A 19,626-nucleotide genomic window follows, 5' to 3' on the forward strand; every position below is an offset into this window, starting at 1 on the left:
TTGACAATGAAAAAACTTATTTTAACAATAGGTCCTAGTTTAGGTGGAAAGATAAATCTTAATCAAATTCATCAAGATAAATTTATTTATAGAATCAATGGAGCTCATGGAGATATAGAGAGTATTAAAAATACTATTATTAATTTAAGAAAACAAAAAGCTGATATTGATATTTTGATTGATTTACCAGGAAATAAAATTAGAACTTCAGGGATTAGCGAGGCTATTCAAGTAGAAAAAGATAAAGATTTTTCTTTAAGAATTGATCAGTTTAACTATAAAGATTTTTATAAGCTTGTTAAACCAGGCATGGAAGTTTATGCAAATGACAGTGTATTTTTATTTATCGTAAAAGAAGTTAATAATAAAGAAATTATATTTACATCTAAAAGTACTGGTTTGCTTTTAAATAATAAGGGTATGCATGTAAGAAACTTACATAATAATATTCCTTTTTTGTTTGAAAAAGACAAGGAACTTATAAAGCTTTGCAATGAGTTTAATATAACCTATGTAGGAGCTTCTTTTGTAAGAAAAGCAAATGATATACAAGAAATAAAACAAGTGCTTCATTCAAATACTAAGATTATTTCTAAAATTGAAACTTTGGAAGCAGTAAATAATTTATACAGTATTTTGCAGGAAGTAGAATATATTTTGATCGATAGAGGAGATTTATCTACAGAAATCGGCATAGAAAAAATTCCACGTTTTCAAAATTATATTGTAGAAATGGCACATCATAATGCAATTAAAGTATTTTTAGCTACGCAAATTTTAAAAAATATGGAAGAAAAGCCTATTCCTACTATTGCAGAAATTGATGATTTATATAATATCGCAAAAAGTGGAGTTTTTGGTGTGCAACTTTCTGAAGAAACAGCTGTAGGACACTATGTAGAAGAATGTGTTAAGATTTTAAATTTAATACAAGATGAAATCAATAATGAAAAAATCATTCTTTAGGAAGGTAATATGAAATTTGAATCTTTAAGTCCTGAGAATATTAGTATTATATTTTTATCTTTAGGAGTTTTATTATTTTCTTCTTTTGTTTTTGGAAAATTATTTACTTTATTTAAAGCCCCAAAAGTAATTGGTGAAATTTTTGGTGGTTTTGTTTTGGGGGTAAGTGGTTTGTATATTTTTGCTCCTGATTTACTTACAGATATCTTTAATGGATTTAATGAGCAAGGCAAGATATTAAATATTTTTTATCAATTAGGTTTGATATTTTTAATGTTTATTGCAGGGTTTAATACACAAATTAGTTTTGAAAAACAAAACATTAAGATTATTTCTACTTTATTTTTAGGTGGTACTTTTTTATCTGCTGGTGTGGGATATTTTTTTATTGATTATTTTAAAGAGAGTTTTATTGGAATAAAGGGGAATGATTTATCTTTTGATTTGGTTTTTTTGATAGCCATTGCTGTAACTTCCATACCTGTAATATCAAAAATATTTTTTGATATAGGAGTGATTAAAACAAGATTTGCAAGCATAGTTTTAACCACCTCAACAATACAAGATTTGTTTTTATGGATTTTACTAAATATTACTATTAATGCTGCAACAAATCAAGATTTAACTTTAATGAGCAATCTTAAAACTGCTTTTCTTACTTTATTTTTATTTATAGCTGTGAAGGTAATTTCTCATTTCTTTGAAAAAATTTCTTTTCGCATGAATACAATTGATTTTTTTACTTTAAGCTTTGTTGTGTTATTTTTATCTATAGCTTTTTTAAATATGATTCATATCAATCCTATGTATACTTCATTTCTTGTAGGTTTTTTAATAAAAAATATTTTAAATAATCATCAAGAATTAAGAGAAAAAGTTGGTGGTCTTTCAGATATGGTTTTTTCATTTTTTATTCCTATTTATTTTGCTTTAATCGGTATTCAATTAAATATTATGCATGAATTTTCTTTTAGTATGTTTATATTCTTCCTAGTTCTTGCGTGTTTATTGAAATTTTTAGGTTGTTATGTAGGATTAAATTTTGTTAAAATTTCTAATATTTCAAGAATTAATTTTGCAATTACTATGAATGCTAGAGGTGGTCCAGGAATAGTTTTAGCGAGTGTTGCCTATTATTATCAGATTATTAATGTAAGTTTTTTTACAACACTTATTTTAACTGTTTTAATTTCTTCGATGATGGCGGGTTATTGGTTGAGATATCAAAAAAATAAAAATATAAATATTTTTTCTGAATTTTGATAAAAATTATAGAATTGAATTTTTGATATAAAAAATTTGTTATAATTCTTTTAAAAATATTTTTAAAAGAAATATTTATGAAGTATTACTCAACATCAAAAAAACTTATTGCTAATGTTAGAAATTTTTATACCATTTCTTTGTATAAGAAAAATTTAAAAATAAATAAAGATGACCTTTTCTTTGGCTGGGGACGCAAAAAATCAGGTTTAAAAGCTATGAATTTAGCTAAAAAATATAAGGCTAAATTCATACTTTTAGAAGATGGATTTATCCGCTCATTAAACTTAGGGGTTGAAAATAGCCCAAGTTTTTCTATGGTTAAAGATGATATAGGCATTTATTATGATGCAACAATGCCTTCAAAGCTTGAAAATCTTTTAAATACTTATGAATTTAAAGATGAAGAAATCAAGCAAGCTAAAAAAGCTATAGAGCTTATCAAAAAATATAAAATTAGCAAGTATAATAACAATCTTGATATCCCAGATGATTATTTTCAAAAAGATGAAAAACGCGTTTTAATCATCACTCAAACGGCCAATGATGCCTCGCTTGAATTTGGGCTTGCTAAAGATTTTAAAACTGTCGATATGATAAAAGATGCCATAAAAGAAAATCCTAAATCTAAAATTTATATAAAAATCCATCCTGATGTTTTAAGCGGTAAGAAACAAAGTGATTTAGATATAAATTCCTTACCTAAAGAATGTATTTTAATCACTGAAAATTTTAATCCCATAGCCTTGCTTGAGTTTTTTGATAAGGTTTATACCAAAACTTCTGGTATGGGTTTTGAAGCTTTGATGCAAGAATGTGAGTGTATTTGTTATGGTATGCCTTTTTATGCAGGTTGGGGTCTAACAAAAGATAAATTAGAGTGTAAAAGAAGGATGCAAAAAAGAAGTTTAGAAGAAGTTTTCTATGCCGCTTATATACTTTATAGCGAGTATTTTAATCCTTATTTAAATCAAAAAAGTAATATTTTTGATACTATTCAAACTTTAGCAAAATATAAAGATATAGAAAAGGTAAATTCTAACAGGCTTTTTATGCTAGGTTTTACTTTATGGAAAAGGCATTTTATCAAGCCTTTTTTTAATGCTAAAGATAATGAAATTATTTTTTTAAATTCTTTAAAATCTTTAGCTAGATATAAACTTAAAGAAAATGATAAATTTTTCATTTGGGGTAAAAAATATGATGAAAATACTCTTAAAAATTTGCTTTTAACAAAGGCAAAAGAGCAAAATTTAACTAATTTTACTCCTAAAATTTCTTTAGTTGAAGATGGATTTATTCGCTCAATTTCTTTAGGTTCTGATCTTACGCGCCCTTTTTCTTTAATCGTTGATGATAAAGGACTTTACATAGATCCAAATAAAGCAAGTAAATTAGAAGAGCTTTTGCAAAATGAAATTTTTGATGAAAATATACTAAATAGGGCAAAAAATATTATAAAAATCTTACTTGAGAACCGCTTTTCAAAATATAATGGCTTAAAGCATGAAAATTTAAAGATTAATGCCAAAATAGGACAAAAGATTATTTTAATCCCTGCTCAAGTTGAAGATGATGCTTCAATGATTTTAGGAGGTTTTGGCTTATCTACTCTTGATTTGCTTAAGGAGGTGCGTGCTAAAAATCAAGATGCTTATATCATCTTTAAGCCTCATCCTGATGTGTTAAGTGGCAACCGTGTGGGTTTAAAAGATGAAACACGCATCTTGGAATTTTGTGATGAGATTGTAAAAGATTGCAGTATTGATAGTGCTATAAAAATTGCTGATGAAATTCACACTATTACTTCTACAAGTGGTTTTGATGCTCTTTTAAGAGCTAAAAAAGTTTTTACTTACGGCATGCCTTTTTATGCGGGCTGGGGTTTAACAAAAGATAAATATAAATGCGAAAGAAGAACAAAAAAACTAAGCCTAGAAGAGCTTGTAGCAGGTGCTTTGATAGCATATCCAAGATATATAAATCCTAAAACAAAAACTTTATGTGAAATTGAAGTTTGTTTAGATATAATGCTAAATTTACAAAAAGCTTATTTTTCAAAAAAACATATAAAATTGGCAATAGATTTTAAAACTTTTATGCTTAGAAAAATAAGAAGATTTTATGAATTTTTAGCAAAGAAATGAGATTTAGCACTAAAATTAAAAAAGAATTTAGCGGTAAAAATGTTTTACTCTTGCAAGGGCCTGTGGGAAATTTTTTTCATCATCTTGCAATGAAAATGAAAAAAAACCAAACCAAAGTTTTTAAACTCAATTTTAACGGTGGAGATTTTTTTTTCTATCCTAGTGGAACAAGGTGTAAATGTGATGAAAAAGATCTTGAAAATTTCTATAGAGATTTTTTTCAAAGCAAAAAAATCGATGCTATTTTAATGTATAATGATTGTCGTATTATACATGCTAAGGCTATTAAAGTGGCTAAAGAATTAGGAATTGAAATATGGATTTTTGAAGAAGGATATTTAAGACCTTATTGTATTACTTTGGAAAAAGATGGGGTGAATGCAAATTCTTCTTTACCGCGTGATAAAAATTTTTATCTTTCTCAAAATATTTTTACCCAAGAAAGCATAAAAGAAATTCCAGGTGGATTTAAATTTATGGCTTTTGATGCTTTTTTGTATTGGTTGTTTGCTTTTATTTTGGCTCCATTTTTTAACAACAAACTTCATCATCGCACTTTATATCCTTTTGAATTTTTATTTTGGTTTAGATCTTTATATAGAAAATATCTTTATAAGATTACAGAAAAAAAACTAAATGAAAAGATTTATAATTTAGAAAAAAAGTACTTTTTGGCGATTTTACAAGTTTATAGCGATACGCAAATTAAATATCATTACAAAAAAAGCATAGAGCACTTTATAGAAGAAACCATACTTTCTTTTGCAAACCATGCAAGAGCTAAATCTTATCTAGTTTTTAAACACCATCCTATGGATAGGGGTTATAAGAATTATTCTAAACTCATAAATGATTTAAGTCAAAAATATCATGTAGAAGGAAGGGTTTTATATGTTCATGATACCCACTTGCCAGTTCTTTTAAGAAAGGCTTTAGGTTGTATTACTATAAATTCAACAGTAGGTCTTAGTGCTATTTTAGAAGGCTGTCCGACTAAGGTTTGTGGCAATGCTTTTTATGATTTTGAAGGCTTATCTTATCCAAAAAAACTTCAATTTTTTTGGCGTGAAGCTCATGCTTATAAACCCAATCCTGTTTTGGTGTGTAATTTTAAGAAATATCTTTTACAAACTAATCAATTCAACGGCAATTTTTATAAAAATTTCTTTTTAGACAAATAAGACTAAAAAGCTTTGATTAAGAGAGCTTTTAAAGCAAAGTTGTTATAATTAAAAGTAAAAAGAAATATTGTATGGATAGGGAAGTATTTTATATAGCAGGATATGATCCTAAAAGTTATAGATTTTATTATGATTTATTTAAAAAAAACCTAAAAGATTATTCTCATGCTTTTAACATTAAGACTGATTTAAGTAAAATTGAAAAAAATGAGCAATTTCCTTTTTTTAAAATTTCTTGCGAGGGAGTGCAAACTAAATATCATTTTTTAACATGGAATGATATTGTTAAGAAAAATTGGTCAGAAAATTATAAAGATGCCTTAGCAGATTGTTATAGTTTTTTTAGAATTTATACTATCACAGGACTTTTTATCAAATTTGGCAAAGAGTCGATTTATCAACTTATCACAGGTTATTATCCTTTTTTTTATGTGTTATTTTCTTTACTATTTTCTTTGGTTTTAGCTTTTGGAAGTTTTGTTTTTTTGCAAAATTATATGCATTTTTCTTTAGCTATCATCATAGGATGTTTTTTAGGATTTTTGCTAAATCATTTTTTATTTAAATTAGGTAAGAAATTAGCTGTATTTTGGATAGCAAGAATTTGTGCTTTTTGTGCTACTTGGCAAGATAAAAAAATAGGCACTATGCAAGAAAGAATCAAGCTTTTTGCAAATACTATAGTAGATAAGCTAAAACAAAACGAAAGCAAACAAGATTATGAGCTTATTTTAGTAGCGCATAGTGTTGGAACTATAGTTTGTATAGAAGTTTTGGAGTGTATTTTAAGACAAAATTTAGATTTATCTTTACTTCGTAAATTAAAAATTCTTACTTTAGGAGAATGCATACCTTTAGTGAGTTATCAAAAAAAAGCGGATGAATTTAGAAAGAAGCTTGAATTTGTTTCAAGGTTTGATTTAAAATGGTATGATTACACATCGATTATTGATGGAGCATGTTTTCCTCAAGTGGATTTTTTCCGCACAAGTGCCGTAAATGCTAAATTTACACCCCCATTTTTAAGTGCTAAATTTCACACTTTATATGAAAAACATGAGTATAAAAAAATAAAAAGAGATAAAAACAAAGCGCACTTTTTATATCTTTATAGTATTAGTGTTAAAGGTGATTATGATTTTTTTTCTTTTATTATAATGCCTAAATTTTTAGAAGAAAAGGTAAAAATATGAGTGAATGTCCCTTTTTTCCAAAACCTTATAAAAATAAGGCTTCTACACTTTTAACTTTTTTGTTAAAACGTAGATCTTGGCTTGATGGGCTTTATGAGCGTAGTTATAAAATGCAAACAGGCTATGTGAAGATGCCAAATTTTGATCTTTATGTCATAAATGACACTAAAGAAGTTAAAAGAATGATGGTTGATGAGGTTAGAGAATTTCCTAAAAGTGCATTTTTGCATGAGCTTTTAAGTCCGCTTTTAGGAGAGAGCATTTTTACTACAAATGGTGAAGTTTGGAAAAAGCAAAGAGAGCTTTTGCGTCCAAGTTTTGAAATGACTCGTATCAATAAAGTGTTTAATCTTATGAGTGAAGCTGTAGCAGATATGATGGATCGTTTTAGTAAGTATCCAAATCATGCTATTATCGAAGTAGATGAGGCTATGACTTTTATTACCGCTGATGTGATTTTTCGCACCATTATGTCTTCAAAACTCGATGAGGAAAAAGGTAAAAAAATCTTAAATGCCTTTGTGACTTTTCAAGAGCAAAGTGTGCATACAGCCATGCGTCGTATGTTTCGTTTTCCAAAATGGCTTTCTTATGTTTTAGGAGATCGTAAGCGTGCTAAGGCCGGAGATGTGATCAGACAGGTTTTAAGTGACATCATAAAACCAAGATATGATATGGCAGATAATGCAGAATTTGAAGATATTTTAGGATCTTTGCTTTTAGTAGTGGATGCGGATACAAATAAGCGTTTTTCTTTTGAGGAAATTTTAGATCAAGTGGCTATGCTTTTTTTAGCAGGACATGAAACCACAGCAAGTTCTTTGACATGGACGCTTTATTTGCTTAGTCTTTATCCTAAGGAGCAAGAAAAAGCTTATGAGGAGATTACTCAGGTTTTACAGGGTGGAGCCATTGAAATTTCGCATCTAAGACAGTTTAAATACTTAACAAATATTTTTAAAGAATCTTTAAGACTTTATCCTCCTGTTGGATTTTTTGCAAGAGAGGCAAAAAAAGATACTCAAGTTAGAGATAAGCTTATTAAAAAAGGTTCTGGGGTGGTGATTGCTCCTTGGCTGATACACAGACATGAAGAATTTTGGACAAATCCACATGGATTTAATCCTTCTCGTTTTGAGGGAGAATACAAAAAAGATGCTTATTTGCCTTTTGGGGTAGGGGAAAGAATTTGTATAGGACAAGGTTTTGCTATGCAAGAAGCGATTTTGATTTTGGCTAATATTTTAAAAACTTACAAATTAGAACTTGAAGAAGGTTTTGTACCTGATGTAGTAGGGCGTTTAACAGTGCGTTCGGCTAATGGTATGAGGATAAAATTTAGCAAAAGAAAGCTATGAAAAGAGTTAGAACTAAAATTCGCGCCAATTTTCGTCGTCGTGTAAAACGCACCTTAAAAGGAAGCTTAAAAGAAAAATTAGCAGGGACTATTCTGCTTTGCGCTATAGTACCTTTAGCAGTTTTAGGATATCTTTTTATTGTGATTATAGGAACTTTTTTTAATACTGCACGAGCAAGACAGGGTGTTAGAGCCTTAGATCATTTTGTAAATGCAAGCTTGTTTAATGGCTATGCTTGGGAGAGCGTTTCTTCTCATGCGTGGCGTGAAAGAAATCGCAAAAAATGGGCAAGGATTGTTATAAAAATCACAGATTTTTTTCAAAAAGATCATTGTAAAAGAGCAAATAAAAGAGAACAACCTGTGGTGGATTTCATACTTTCAAGAAATTTAGACAAGCAAACTATAGGAAAATAATCAAACTATAGCCACTATGGCTATAGCAAAACCATTATCATGAGAAATGCTTAGAGAAGTTTGAGTGATATTAAAATCTTTTGTAATTTTTTGAGAATATTTTAATTTAGGCGCGTTTTTTTCATCTTTTGATATTTCAATATCAAAAAAACTGCATAATTCACAAATTCCAACACCTAAAGCCTTGCTAGCGGCTTCTTTAGCAGCCCAAAGACCTGCTAGAGTTGCTGGATTTTTAATGAGTATTTGTTCTTTTGGGCTTAGAAATTTATCCAAAAAATTTTTGCCATGTCTAGAATGAATTTTTTCTATCCTAGAAATGGCGATGATATCACAGCCTACACGCATCAAGAAACTACAAAATCCGTAAAATAAACATTTTTAATAAAGCCATCGGTTAAAATTTCATTGATTTTTCCAACTAGCTCATCTTTTAAACGTTCTTTGCCTTTTTGTGTACTTACTTCTTCAAAAGTTTTAGCTGTTAATGTACGAATAATAATATCACGGATCACTGGAACTTTTTTGTCAAGTTCAGGTTTTAAAAGTTCACTATTTTGTTCTAGTTCTATAGTGCATTTTACATATCTTGAGCCGCTATCGCTAAGTAAATTTAGGGTAAAAGGATCAAGTGGATACATAGGACCTATATTGGCAAAATCACTACCTCGCTGGGTAGGAGCTGAAACTTTAGGTTTATCGGCTTTTGCTTCTTCTTTTGGAGCTTCTTTGACTTCGCTTTCATCACTTGAACTGCTTGAAATAAGCCAAGCAATCACTCCCATAATACTAAGAAGTAAAACAAAAAGTAAAATAACAATAATAATTACAAGTGAACCGCCTTTTTTCTTTTTCGTTTCTTCGTTTTCTAATTCTTCATCCATAAATTTTCCTTCATTTAGTGAAATTAATGTAAAATTGTAGCAAAAATTTCTTTTCTATCCAAATTTGCTTTAGAAAAACGATAAATTTAGGTCAAAGAAGAGATGAATTTGAAGGAAAAAAATGTTAGATGTGATTTTTAGAGAATATGATATAAGAGGACTTTATGGTAAAGAACTAAATGAAAAAAGTGTTAAGGCTATAGGTTTTTGCTTAGGACAAACCATGCTAAATAAAGGCTGTAAAAATGTAAGTGTGGGTTATGATGCAAGATATAGTGCAAATGAACTTTTTAATTATCTAGTGAGTGGACTTAACAAAGCGGGAATAAAAATCTATGATATAGGGCTTGTACCAACTCCATTGGGATATTTTAGTCTTTATGAGGGCTTGAAATTTGATGCAAATGTTATGATAACAGGCTCTCATAACCCAAAAGATTATAATGGTTTTAAAATCACTATCAATAAAGAAAGTTTTTTTGGCGTGGAATTAAAAGAGTTTTCAAAAGAAGTTTATAAGCATTTAGATGATGATATTGAAGAAAATTTAGAAGTAGAAAAATACGATATTTTAAGCCTTTATGTGAAATTTATGTGCGAGCAATTTAGCTTTTTAAAGGATTTTAATTATAAATTTGGCGTTGATTGCACAAATGGTGCGGCTGGAGTGGTGATAGAGCCTTTAATTAAAGCTTTAAATTTAAAAGCTCATGTAATGTTTGCAGAGCCTGATGGACAGTTTCCAAACCATGCTCCAGATCCTACAGAAGAAGAAAATTTAAGTGCGATTAGAGAGTTTTTAAATCAAAATCAAGATTATTCTTTAGCTTTTGCTTTTGATGGGGATGCTGATAGAATGGTTGCTTTGAGTAAAACTCATGTATTTTGTGGGGATGAGCTTTGTTATTTGTTTGCTAAAAATATTCCTAGTCCACGCATTTTAGGCGAGGTAAAATGTTCTAAAAATCTTTTTGATGAAGTGGCTAAATTTGGAACTATTTTTATGGGAAAAACAGGACATTCTAATATCAAAAAAATGATGAAAGAAAAAGATATTGATTTAGCTGCTGAAGTGAGTGGGCATATTTTCTTTAAACATAGATATTTTGGTTATGATGATGGAATTTACGCATTTTTAAGAGCCTTAGAACTTGTTTATAAAGGTTTTGATTTAGAAAGTATGATTAAAGCTTTACCAAAACTTTATACTACGCCTGAAATTAAAATTCCTGTAAATGAAGAAGAAAAATTTAAACTTGTGGAAGAATTTCAAAAAGAGATTGAAAAAGGAGCTTTAAAAGGTGTTAAAAGTCTTTGTGAAATCGATGGAGCTAGGATAGATTTTGGCGATGGATGGGCTTTGCTTCGTGCATCTAACACCAGCCCTTATCTTATCACACGCTTTGAAGCAACTTCTTTAGAAAGAGCAAAAGAGCTTGAAAGTATGGTATTTGCTTTATTTGATGATATAAAAGCTAGGCCTAAGAATTGATGAGATAATATTTCGCGATTTAAATTTATTTTAAAAAGGAATTAAAAATGAAAAAAATACTTGTTCTACTTTCGTTGTGCGCCTTTGCTTTTGGTACAAGTGAATGTGATAGAAAAATCGATCGTATCAATAAAGAAATCAGTTTTTCTAAAGCACATAATGATACAGCTAGAACTTTAAGCTTAGAGCTTGCTTTAAAACAAGTACAAAATGATTGTGCTAAAGATCCTATGTTTTATGATAAAAAGTTAGAAGCTAAAAAACTTAAAGAACAAGAAGTGGAAAAAATCGAAAAAGAACTTGATGCTTTAAAAAAACAAAAAGATTATATGAGTAAGGCTGAGTATAAAGCTAAAAAAGAAGCTTTAAAAGAACAAAAAGAGAAGATCAAAAAAGAAATTAAAGAATATATCGATAATCTCTAAAAATTAAAAGGCTAATTAAATTTTAGCCTTTTTAAACCCTACCTTTTTTAAGATTTTCTAATAATTCTTCTATATTATAAATTCCTCTGTGTTCTGGTGTTAAAAGATGGATTAAAATATCACCAAGATCAATCACGCTCCATTCTTCACTACTATCTATGTTTAAAAATTCCTCACCTTTGGCTTTAAGTTGTGTTTTAAGCTCATCGATCAAAGATAGAGCGTGTCTTTCTCCTAAAGTAGCTGCGATAATGACATATTTTACAAAGTATTCTTGCTCGCTCATGTCAATGGTTTTGATATCTTCAGCTTTTTTTTCATCTAAAATTTTAACGATTAAATCTATTCTTTCTTGCATTATTTTCCTTTAATTTTTGAAATTGTATCAATTTTTTTGTAATTTTTCATAATATTTTTTTACTTCATCTTTAATTTCTTCGCAAACTTCATTTGTATTTAAAGTATTGCGTATGAAAGAAGAAGCGATTTTTTTATCGGTTTTTAAATCTTTAAAATTCTTAGGAATTTCTATATCATTGCGATTGGCAATAACAAATTCTACTAAAGAATTAAGTTTTTCAAAATCATGCCAAAGATGAAGTTTTTCTAAATGATCTGCGCCGATTAAAAGATAAAATTTACTAGGATTATAAAGCTTATAAAGATACTTAACGCTTTCTATACTAGGAACAGGGCGTTTTTGCTTGGTTTCAAAATCACAAATTTCAACTTTTGGCAAATGTCCCCAAAGTTTTTTAACCCATAAAAATCTTTGCTTTTCATCAGCACTAAAACTTTGTTTAAAAGGGTTGATATAAGTAGGCATAATAATAAGCTTATCAATATCTAATTTTTCCAAAGCCTCTAAAACAACGCTATTGTGTCCATTATGTGGTGGATCAAAACTGCCACCAAAAAGTGCTATCTTCATTAAATTTTTAACCTTTTTTTTGTAGAATATTAACATTATATTTTGCAAAAGGAAATTAAATGGCTGTAAAAGTTGCTATAAATGGTTTTGGACGCATAGGCAGATGTGTTGCAAGAATCATCTTAGAAAGAAATGATATTGAGCTTGTGGCGATAAATGATACTACGGATATTGAACTTACAAAATACCTTTTTAAATACGATACAGTACATGGTGAATTTAAAGGCAGTGTTGATAGTGAAGGCGATGATTTAGTGGTAAATGGTAAAAAAATCAAAGTATTTAAAAGTCGCAATGTAAAAGATCTTGACTTTGCAAAACACGGCGCACAAATTGTTTTAGAGTGTACAGGAGCGCATTTAACTATGGCAAAATGTCAAGAATTTATAGATATGGGAGTACAAAAAGTGATCATGAGTGCTCCTGCAAAAGATGATACTCCTACTTATGTTTTAGGGGTAAATTCAGAACTTTACAAGGGTGAAAGCATTATTTCTAATGCAAGTTGTACAACAAATTGTTTAGGTCCTGTTTGTCGTGTTTTACAAGATAATTTTGGCATAGAAAAAGGACTTATGACAACAATACATGCTTATACAAATGGACAAAGTATTATTGATGCTAAAGCTAAAGATAAACGCCGTTCTCGTGCTGCAGCGCAAAATATCATTCCAACTTCTACAGGCGCAGCAAAAGCTATGAAACTTGTTATGCCTGAACTTAATGGCAAGCTTCATGGACAAAGTATGCGTGTGCCAGTGATTGATGTATCAAGCGTGGATTTAACTGCACAACTAAGCCGTAAAGTCAGCAAAGATGAAATCAATGAAGCTTTTAGAAAAGCTGCAACTACAAATTTAAAAGGCATTTTAATGGTAGATGATGATGAAAGAGTTTCAAGCGATTTTATCACTTGTTCTTATGGAGCTATTGTAGCAAGTGATTTAACTCAAGTGATTGCGGATGATTTTATCAAGGTAATTGCTTGGTATGATAATGAATGGGGCTATTCAAGTCGTCTAGTAGATATGGCAGTATATATTGCAAATAAGGCTTAATCATGAGTGATATTATTTCTATAAAAGACATTGATTTAGCTAAGAAAAAAGTTTTTATAAGATGTGATTTTAATGTTCCTCAAGATGATTTTTTAAATATCACTGATGATAGACGCATAAGATCAGCTATTCCTACGATAAGATATTGTTTGGATAATGGTTGTAGTGTGATTTTAGCCTCTCATTTAGGGCGTCCAAAAGAAATTAGCTCTAAATATTCTTTAGAACCTGTGGCTAAGCGTCTTGCTAGACTTTTAGATAAAGAAATTATTATGGCAAAAGATGTTATCGGCGAAGATGCAAAAACCAAAGCTATGAATTTAAAAGCGGGTGAAATTTTACTTCTTGAAAATTTGCGTTTTGAAAAAGGCGAAACTAAAAATGATGAAAATTTAGCCAAAGAACTTGCTTCTATGGTTCAAGTTTATATCAATGATGCTTTTGGAGTATGCCATAGAGCACATTCTAGTGTAGAGGCGATTACTAAATTTTTTGATGAAAAACACAAAGGCGCAGGATTTTTACTCCAAAAAGAAATTGATTTTGCAAGCAATCTTATCAAACATCCAGCACGTCCTTTTGTCGCTGTTGTTGGAGGTTCAAAGGTAAGCGGAAAACTTCAAGCATTGACAAATTTATTACCAAAGGTAGATAAATTAATCATAGGCGGAGGTATGGCATTTACTTTTTTAAAAGCCTTAGGTTATGATATAGGAAATTCACTTTTAGAAGAAGAGCTTTTAGAAGAAGCTAATAAAATTCTTACCAAGGGTAAAAATTTAGGAGTAAAAATTTATCTTCCAGTAGATGTTGTAGCCGCTCCTGCGTGTTCACAAGATGCACCGATGAAATTTGTTCCAGCGCAAGAAATTCCAAATGGTTGGATGGGTTTAGATATAGGACCTGCAAGTGTGAGACTTTTTAAAGAGGTGATTTCTGATGCGCAAACGATTTGGTGGAATGGACCTATGGGTGTTTTTGAAATTGATAAATTTTCAAAAGGTAGTATTAAAATGAGTCATTATATCAGCGAAGGACATGCAACTTCTGTTGTTGGCGGTGGCGATACGGCTGATGTGGTTGCGCGTGCAGGTGATGCAGATGAGATGACTTTTATTTCCACTGGAGGTGGTGCTTCTCTTGAACTTATAGAGGGTAAAGAACTTCCAGGTGTAAAAGCTTTAAGATCTAAGGAAAATGAATGATCTTTGCTGCAAATTTAAAATGCAATCACACAAGGGCAAGCTTTAAAATTTATGCTGAAATTTTAAATAAAACTATGGGGGCAAAATGCGATGATATTATCGTTTTCCCACCTAGTGTAGCATTTTTAGAAAATGAAAATAACTTCATACAAGGAGCGCAAAATTTTTATCCTTGTGTTAATGGTGCTTTTACAGGCGAGCTTGGAAAAGAACATTTGGACGAATTTGGGATCAAATGTGTTTTAATCGGGCATTCTGAAAGAAGAGCTTTAGGAGATGAAGCACTTATTAAGGCTAAATTTGATTTTGCTAAAGAGCATGGCTATAAAATTGTTTTTTGTATAGGTGAAAATTTAGATACAAAAAATTTAGGCAAGACTTTAGAGTTTTTAAAAAAACAACTTGAAATTATTGATTTAAATTATGAAAAACTCATCATTGCTTATGAGCCTATTTATTCTATAGGAACGGGAGTGAGCGCACAAGCTACAGATATTGCTAAAGTGCTTGAATTTTTAGCGAGTTTAACTAGGGTACCTTTGCTTTATGGTGGAAGTGTGAATGAAAATAATATCAAAGAAATTTTAAGTGTAAAACATTGTGGAGGAGTTTTGATAGGCTCTGCAGCTTTAAAAGTAGAAAATTTTATAAAATTAATCAAAGGATAAAAGATGATTATGAAGGGTAAAAAAGGCCTTATTGTAGGGGTTGCAAATAATAAATCTATCGCTTATGGCATAGCAAAAGCATGTTTTGTTCAAGGAGCCGAGCTTGCTTTTACTTTTTTAAATGATGCTTTAAAAAAACGCGTAGAACCTATAGCACAAGAGTTTAATTCTAATTTTGTTTATGAGCTTGATGTAAACAATAATGAGCATTTAGATTCTATCGCTGAAAAAATCAAAAAAGATTTAGGTGAGATTGATTTTGTAGTGCATGCGGTTGCTTTTGCTCCAAAAGAAGCTTTAGAAAATTCTTTTTTAGAAACTTCAAAAGAAGCTTTTGATATAGCTATGCAAACTTCTGTGTATTCTTTACTTTCTTTAACACGTGCGGTTTTACCTATTTTAAAAGATAAGGGTTCGATTTTGACTTTAAGTTATCTTGGAGGGGTTAAATATGTGCCTCATTATAATGTTATGGGTGTAGCAAAAGCTGCACTTGAAAGTTCTGTGCGTTATTTGGCAAGAGATTTAGGGGTAAAAGGAATCCGTGTTAATGCTATTTCAGCAGGTCCTATTAAAACTTTAGCAGCAAGTGGAATAGGGGATTTTAGAATGATTTTAAAATACAATGAAATCAATTCTCCTTTAAAACGCAATGTTAGTATAGAAGATGTAGGAAATTCGGCTATGTATTTACTTAGCGATTTAGCAAATGGTGTTACAGGTGAAATACATTATGTCGATGCAGGATATAACATCATGGGTATGGGTGATGTTGAAAAAAATGAAGAAGGGCAAACTGTTCTTTGTTGGGATAATCAAAAAGGATAAAAAATGACAAAGCTTAGCAATGAAGAATTAAAAAATATACTTGAAGGTCGCATTAAAAAACTTGAAAATTCCATTTTAAAAGAGGATAAGGTTGTCAATGAAGAAAGTGTAAAAATTCTTGCTAAGCATTTATCTTTAGGCAATGAAATTCCAGCTCTTGCTCAAAGATTTTTTCAAATCGCACCTAAAACAAAGTTAGTATGGCTTCATCTTTGTGAATGTACAGGGTGTAGTGAGAGTTTGTTGCGTTCTGAGTTGCCAAGTTTTGATGAGCTTATTTTTGATTTTTTTTCTTTAGAATATCATGAAACTTTAATGGCAGCAAATGGCACTAAAGCTGAAGAGCTTTTAGAGCATGTTTTAGAAGAAGATTTTATTTTAGCGGTTGAAGGTGGTGTTGCAGCCATTGATACCTTTTTTCTTACTATAGGAGCACAAGGAGAGAGTGGCTATGAAATTTTAGAAAAACTAGCCGCTAAAGCCAAGGCTATCTTTGCAGTGGGTACTTGTTCAAGTTATGGTGGTATTCAAGCTGCTTATCCAAATCCTAGTAAAACCTGTGGTATTAGTGAAGTCTTAAGTCAAAAAGTAGTAAATATCCCAGGTTGTCCTCCAAGTGATGTAAATATCATTGCGACTTTAAGTTTTTTTGCTTTATTTGGAGTTTTACCTGAACTTGATGAGCAAAATCGTCCTGTGTGGGCTTATGGTAAATGTTTGCATGATATGTGTGAAAGAAAGGCAAAATTTGAAAGTGGGATTTTTGCTGAACATTTTGACGATGAGGCTGCAAAGAATGGAGCTTGTTTATTTAAGGTAGGTTGTAAAGGACCTTATACTTACAACAACTGTCCTAAAGTGAAATTCAATGCTAAAACTTCTTGGCCAGTGGCCGCAGGACATGGTTGTATAGCCTGTAGTGAGAAAAATTTTTGGGATGAGTTTGGGAATTATGAAAAGCCTATGGCAAATATTTTTTCTTACGCTAAACTTTGTAATGAAGAGTTAAAACAAGAATTTTTTCTAGAAGAGCAAATTAAAATTTTAGAACAAATAGATTTTGAATTTGAAAGCAATATAAAACTTATTTTACAAAATATAGCTAAAAATAAATTAGGTGCTTTGCTTGTAGAAAATTATAAAAAATCTTTTGAAAAAAACTATGCTTTTATAGAACAAAATTTTGATGAAAATCCTATGCCTTCAAAAGATTTTTGGAAATATCTTGAGATAAGCTTTATTTTGGTTAAAGGCGAGTTTTTAAAAGATAAGAATGATTTTTTAATTGCGGCAAAAAATTACGCTTTTAAACATGCAAGTCCTTATGATTTTAAGTTGAATATGAACGCTGAAAAACCAAAGCTTGATGTGAGTAAATCTTTTCGTATGACTTTAATCTATCTTTGCGGTGGGCTTGATTTTGAAGGTATTGCTTATAGTATTTTAAAAGCTTTTGAAGATAATATTATTAAAATTTCATCATTAAAAGCAAGTTAGTTTAATAAAATTTTAGCAATATGAAGTCCTATAAAAGCTACTATATAAGCACTTGTGCAGGTAAAAAGAAAGAGAAAGAGAGTATATTTTAGCTTTCCACTTTCTTTTGAAAAAACTATAGTTGCTGCAAAGCAGGGATTATAAATCATTACAAATAAAATAAAAGCCACTGCACTTGGTATAGGTATGTTTTTAGCGATAATTCCTTTTAAATCATTATTTGTTTCATCTACATCTTTTCCTAGTGAATAAAGTACTCCCATAGTTGAAATCATTACTTCTTTAGCAGCCAAACCACTGATTAAAGATACACTTAATTTCCAATCTAACTCAAGGGGTTTAAAAATAGGTTCTATGCCTTTGCCAAATTGTCCTAAATAACTTTGTTCTATAGCTCTTTCTTGAGCATTAAAATCATTTAAATTTTCTTCACTTTTTGGAAAATTACTAGCAAACCATATGAGCAAAGAGGCCAAAAGTATGAAAGTTCCTGCTTTTTTAAGATACATTTTGGCTTTATTATAAACCATAAACCAAACTAAATGCCAATTTGGCATACGATATTTTGGCATTTCCATAACAAAAGGTTCATCAAGTCCACGAAATGCTGTCATTCTTAAAAATTTTGCAGCACAAAGTCCTAAAATCGCACCTAAAATATAAATTCCAAAAAGATAATTTCCTGCTTTTTCACTTGGAAAAAAAGCGCCGATAAAAAGCACATATACAGGAAGTCTTGCCCCGCAACTCATAAAATTGATCACAAAAAGAGTTAAAAGTCTATCTCTTTTGTTCTTAAGAGTGCGTGTAGCCATAAAAGCAGGTACTGAACAACCAAAACCAGTGATTAGTGGAATAAAACTTTTGCCATGTAAACCAAATTTATGTAAAATCCCATCAAGTAAAAAAGCTACTCTTGACATATAGCCTGTGGTTTCTAAAAGAGCTATGCCTAAAAATAAAATCATTATATTAGGCAAAAAAAGTATCACAGCACCAACACCTGCGATAATCCCATCAGCCAAAGCTGAAGCGATGAAGGTATTAGAAATATTGTTTTTAACAAATTCACCTAAGGCATTAAAGCCTGATTCTATATAATCCATAGGAATTTGTCCTAAGCTAAAGGTGAGTTGAAATAAAAGCCACATTAAAAATAAAAATATAGGTAAGCCAAAGAATTTATGGATAAGTAAGGCATCGATTTTTTTGGTTAAATTTCTCTCTTCTTTTTTATGTGTGATAATTTTTTTTGAAAGTTCATTAATAAAATATAATAAATCTTCTTTTTCTGGAGTTTTTTCGCAAAGCGGAGTGTAAAATTGAGATCTTGGAATAAATTTACTTTCAAATAAAATAATAATTTTTTGCAGCAAAAGTTCTAAATTTTCTTTTGTTTTTGCTGAAATTTCAACAACTTGACTTTGAAATTCTTGGCTTAAAATAGAAGTGTCAAGCTCTATACCTTCTTTTTTGGCTTCATCGCACATATTTAAAGCTAAAAGCATTTTTTTATTAAGGCTTAAAAGTTCTGCACTAAGGATAAGATTGCGTTCTAAATTAGTAGCATCTAAAACATTAACAATAACATCATAGTCATTTTGATTTAAAAAATGACGTGTGATTTTTTCTTCTTCGCTATATCCATCTAAAGAATAAGTTCCTGGTAAATCAATGACTTCAAATTCATAGTTTTTGTAAAAAGTTTTTGCACTTGCTTTTTCTATAGTAACTCCGCTAAAATTTCCTACTTTCATATTGGCTTTGCAAAGCGCATTAATAAGAAGACTTTTGCCTACATTAGGCTGACCTACAAGGGCTATTTTGATTTTTTTCATATAAGATTCACTTCTATGGTTTTAGCTTCATCAGATCTTAGGATAACACAACTTGTATCAAGTTCTACCATTATGGTGGCATTTTTTAAAGAGGAGTGAATTTTTTTCAAGTTTTTATTTTTAATAAATCCAAAGCTTAAAAGTCTATTTTTGAGTTCTTTGTGAGCGTTTAAATTGACAATAATAGCCTTTTGTCCATCTTTTAACTCGTTTAAAGTCATTGTAATTCCTAAATTAATAATAAATATTATAATAAAAAAGTGTAATGAAATTATC

Annotated in this window: 19 protein-coding genes and 1 pseudogene; 14 read left to right on the forward strand and 6 right to left on the reverse strand. The window is 30.0% G+C overall.

The genetic code is table 11. The features are described 5' to 3' along the window. Positions 1 to 6 precede the first annotated feature (6 nt). The 7 genes from ELQ09_RS00670 to ELQ09_RS00700 all read left to right on the forward strand — a co-directional run bounded on the left by ELQ09_RS00670 (position 7) and on the right by ELQ09_RS00700 (position 8,524). A complete protein-coding gene (locus ELQ09_RS00670; protein ID WP_134224863.1) occupies positions 7 to 966 on the forward strand; it encodes a pyruvate kinase in 960 nt (319 codons plus the stop codon). 9 nt (positions 967 to 975) lie between these two features. Beyond that, a complete protein-coding gene (locus tag ELQ09_RS00675; RefSeq protein WP_134224864.1) occupies positions 976 to 2,229 on the forward strand; it encodes a cation:proton antiporter in 1,254 nt (417 codons plus the stop codon). Positions 2,230 to 2,306: 77 nt separating this feature from the next. Beyond that, positions 2,307 to 4,376, forward strand: coding sequence for a capsular polysaccharide biosynthesis protein (locus ELQ09_RS00680; protein ID WP_134263696.1), 2,070 nt, complete (start codon positions 2,307 to 2,309; stop codon positions 4,374 to 4,376). Then, complete coding sequence (gene kpsS, locus ELQ09_RS00685; RefSeq protein WP_052777906.1) at positions 4,373 to 5,557, forward strand: capsule polysaccharide modification protein KpsS; 1,185 nt, start codon at positions 4,373 to 4,375, stop codon at positions 5,555 to 5,557. Before ELQ09_RS00680 ends, kpsS begins: the two co-directional genes overlap by 4 nt. Positions 5,558 to 5,628: 71 nt before the next feature. Continuing rightward, positions 5,629 to 6,750, forward strand: coding sequence for a DUF829 domain-containing protein (locus tag ELQ09_RS00690; RefSeq protein WP_096702845.1), 1,122 nt, complete (start codon positions 5,629 to 5,631; stop codon positions 6,748 to 6,750). Beyond that, entirely contained in the window at positions 6,747 to 8,108 is a 1,362-nt protein-coding gene (locus tag ELQ09_RS00695; RefSeq protein WP_002887974.1) for a cytochrome P450, read from the forward strand. Before ELQ09_RS00690 ends, ELQ09_RS00695 begins: the two co-directional genes overlap by 4 nt. Next, positions 8,105 to 8,524, forward strand: coding sequence for a hypothetical protein (locus tag ELQ09_RS00700; protein WP_002862076.1), 420 nt, complete (start codon positions 8,105 to 8,107; stop codon positions 8,522 to 8,524). Before ELQ09_RS00695 ends, ELQ09_RS00700 begins: the two co-directional genes overlap by 4 nt. Here the strand turns inward: ELQ09_RS00700 and acpS are convergent, their stop codons facing one another. Both acpS and fliL read right to left on the reverse strand, forming a co-directional pair. Further along, complete coding sequence (acpS, locus tag ELQ09_RS00705) at positions 8,525 to 8,872, reverse strand: holo-ACP synthase (RefSeq protein ID WP_002825806.1); 348 nt, start codon at positions 8,870 to 8,872, stop codon at positions 8,525 to 8,527. After that, entirely contained in the window at positions 8,872 to 9,408 is a 537-nt protein-coding gene (gene fliL, locus ELQ09_RS00710; RefSeq protein ID WP_002855429.1) for a flagellar basal body-associated protein FliL, read from the reverse strand. The genes acpS and fliL overlap by 1 nt, the downstream gene beginning before the upstream one ends. Positions 9,409 to 9,510: 102 nt before the next feature. Here fliL and pgmL point away from each other — a divergent pair. Next, positions 9,511 to 10,900: pseudogene (gene pgmL, locus ELQ09_RS00715) on the forward strand (phosphoglucosamine mutase PgmL). 47 nt (positions 10,901 to 10,947) lie between these two features. After that, positions 10,948 to 11,325 carry a DUF1090 family protein gene (locus ELQ09_RS00720; protein ID WP_134224866.1) on the forward strand — a complete coding sequence of 126 codons (378 nt, stop codon included), beginning with the start codon at positions 10,948 to 10,950 and terminating at the stop codon, positions 11,323 to 11,325. 31 nt (positions 11,326 to 11,356) lie between these two features. On the opposite strand, the gene rsfS is transcribed toward ELQ09_RS00720, so the two are convergent. Together rsfS and nadD are read right to left on the reverse strand one after the other, a co-directional pair. After that, positions 11,357 to 11,683 (reverse strand): ribosome silencing factor, encoded by a 327-nt coding sequence (gene rsfS, locus ELQ09_RS08280; RefSeq protein ID WP_002855339.1) that lies wholly within the window; start codon positions 11,681 to 11,683, stop codon positions 11,357 to 11,359. A gap of 27 nt (positions 11,684 to 11,710) precedes the next feature. Then, positions 11,711 to 12,256, reverse strand: a complete 546-nt coding sequence (gene nadD, locus ELQ09_RS08285) for a nicotinate (nicotinamide) nucleotide adenylyltransferase (RefSeq protein ID WP_002862071.1) — start codon at positions 12,254 to 12,256, stop codon at positions 11,711 to 11,713. A 59-nt stretch (positions 12,257 to 12,315) separates the two neighbouring features. On the opposite strand from nadD, the gene gap reads away from it, so the two are divergent. The 5 genes from gap to ELQ09_RS00750 are packed head-to-tail and all read left to right on the forward strand — an operon-like array spanning position 12,316 to position 17,512. After that, positions 12,316 to 13,314: a type I glyceraldehyde-3-phosphate dehydrogenase gene (gene gap / locus ELQ09_RS00730; protein ID WP_002868484.1), complete on the forward strand. Its 999-nt coding sequence runs from the start codon at positions 12,316 to 12,318 to the stop codon at positions 13,312 to 13,314. Positions 13,315 to 13,316: 2 nt separating this feature from the next. Beyond that, positions 13,317 to 14,519 (forward strand): phosphoglycerate kinase, encoded by a 1,203-nt coding sequence (locus ELQ09_RS00735; RefSeq protein ID WP_002783833.1) that lies wholly within the window; start codon positions 13,317 to 13,319, stop codon positions 14,517 to 14,519. Then, on the forward strand, positions 14,516 to 15,187 hold the full coding sequence (locus ELQ09_RS00740) for a triose-phosphate isomerase (protein ID WP_038817381.1): 672 nt from the start codon (positions 14,516 to 14,518) through the stop codon (positions 15,185 to 15,187). Before ELQ09_RS00735 ends, ELQ09_RS00740 begins: the two co-directional genes overlap by 4 nt. Positions 15,188 to 15,190: 3 nt before the next feature. Continuing rightward, a complete protein-coding gene (gene fabI / locus ELQ09_RS00745; protein WP_134224867.1) occupies positions 15,191 to 16,015 on the forward strand; it encodes an enoyl-ACP reductase FabI in 825 nt (274 codons plus the stop codon). A 3-nt stretch (positions 16,016 to 16,018) separates the two neighbouring features. Then, positions 16,019 to 17,512 (forward strand): hydrogenase small subunit, encoded by a 1,494-nt coding sequence (locus tag ELQ09_RS00750; protein WP_038817382.1) that lies wholly within the window; start codon positions 16,019 to 16,021, stop codon positions 17,510 to 17,512. Here ELQ09_RS00750 and feoB read toward each other — a convergent pair. Both feoB and ELQ09_RS00760 read right to left on the reverse strand, forming a co-directional pair. Continuing rightward, on the reverse strand, positions 17,509 to 19,350 hold the full coding sequence (gene feoB / locus ELQ09_RS00755; RefSeq protein ID WP_038817383.1) for a ferrous iron transport protein B: 1,842 nt from the start codon (positions 19,348 to 19,350) through the stop codon (positions 17,509 to 17,511). The genes ELQ09_RS00750 and feoB overlap by 4 nt on opposite strands. Then, positions 19,347 to 19,571, reverse strand: coding sequence for a ferrous iron transport protein A (locus ELQ09_RS00760; protein WP_002779147.1), 225 nt, complete (start codon positions 19,569 to 19,571; stop codon positions 19,347 to 19,349). The genes feoB and ELQ09_RS00760 overlap by 4 nt, the downstream gene beginning before the upstream one ends. Positions 19,572 to 19,626 lie beyond the last annotated feature (55 nt).

Source organism: Campylobacter sp. CH186, assembly GCF_004378925.1.
Taxonomy (GTDB): domain Bacteria; phylum Campylobacterota; class Campylobacteria; order Campylobacterales; family Campylobacteraceae; genus Campylobacter_D; species Campylobacter_D jejuni.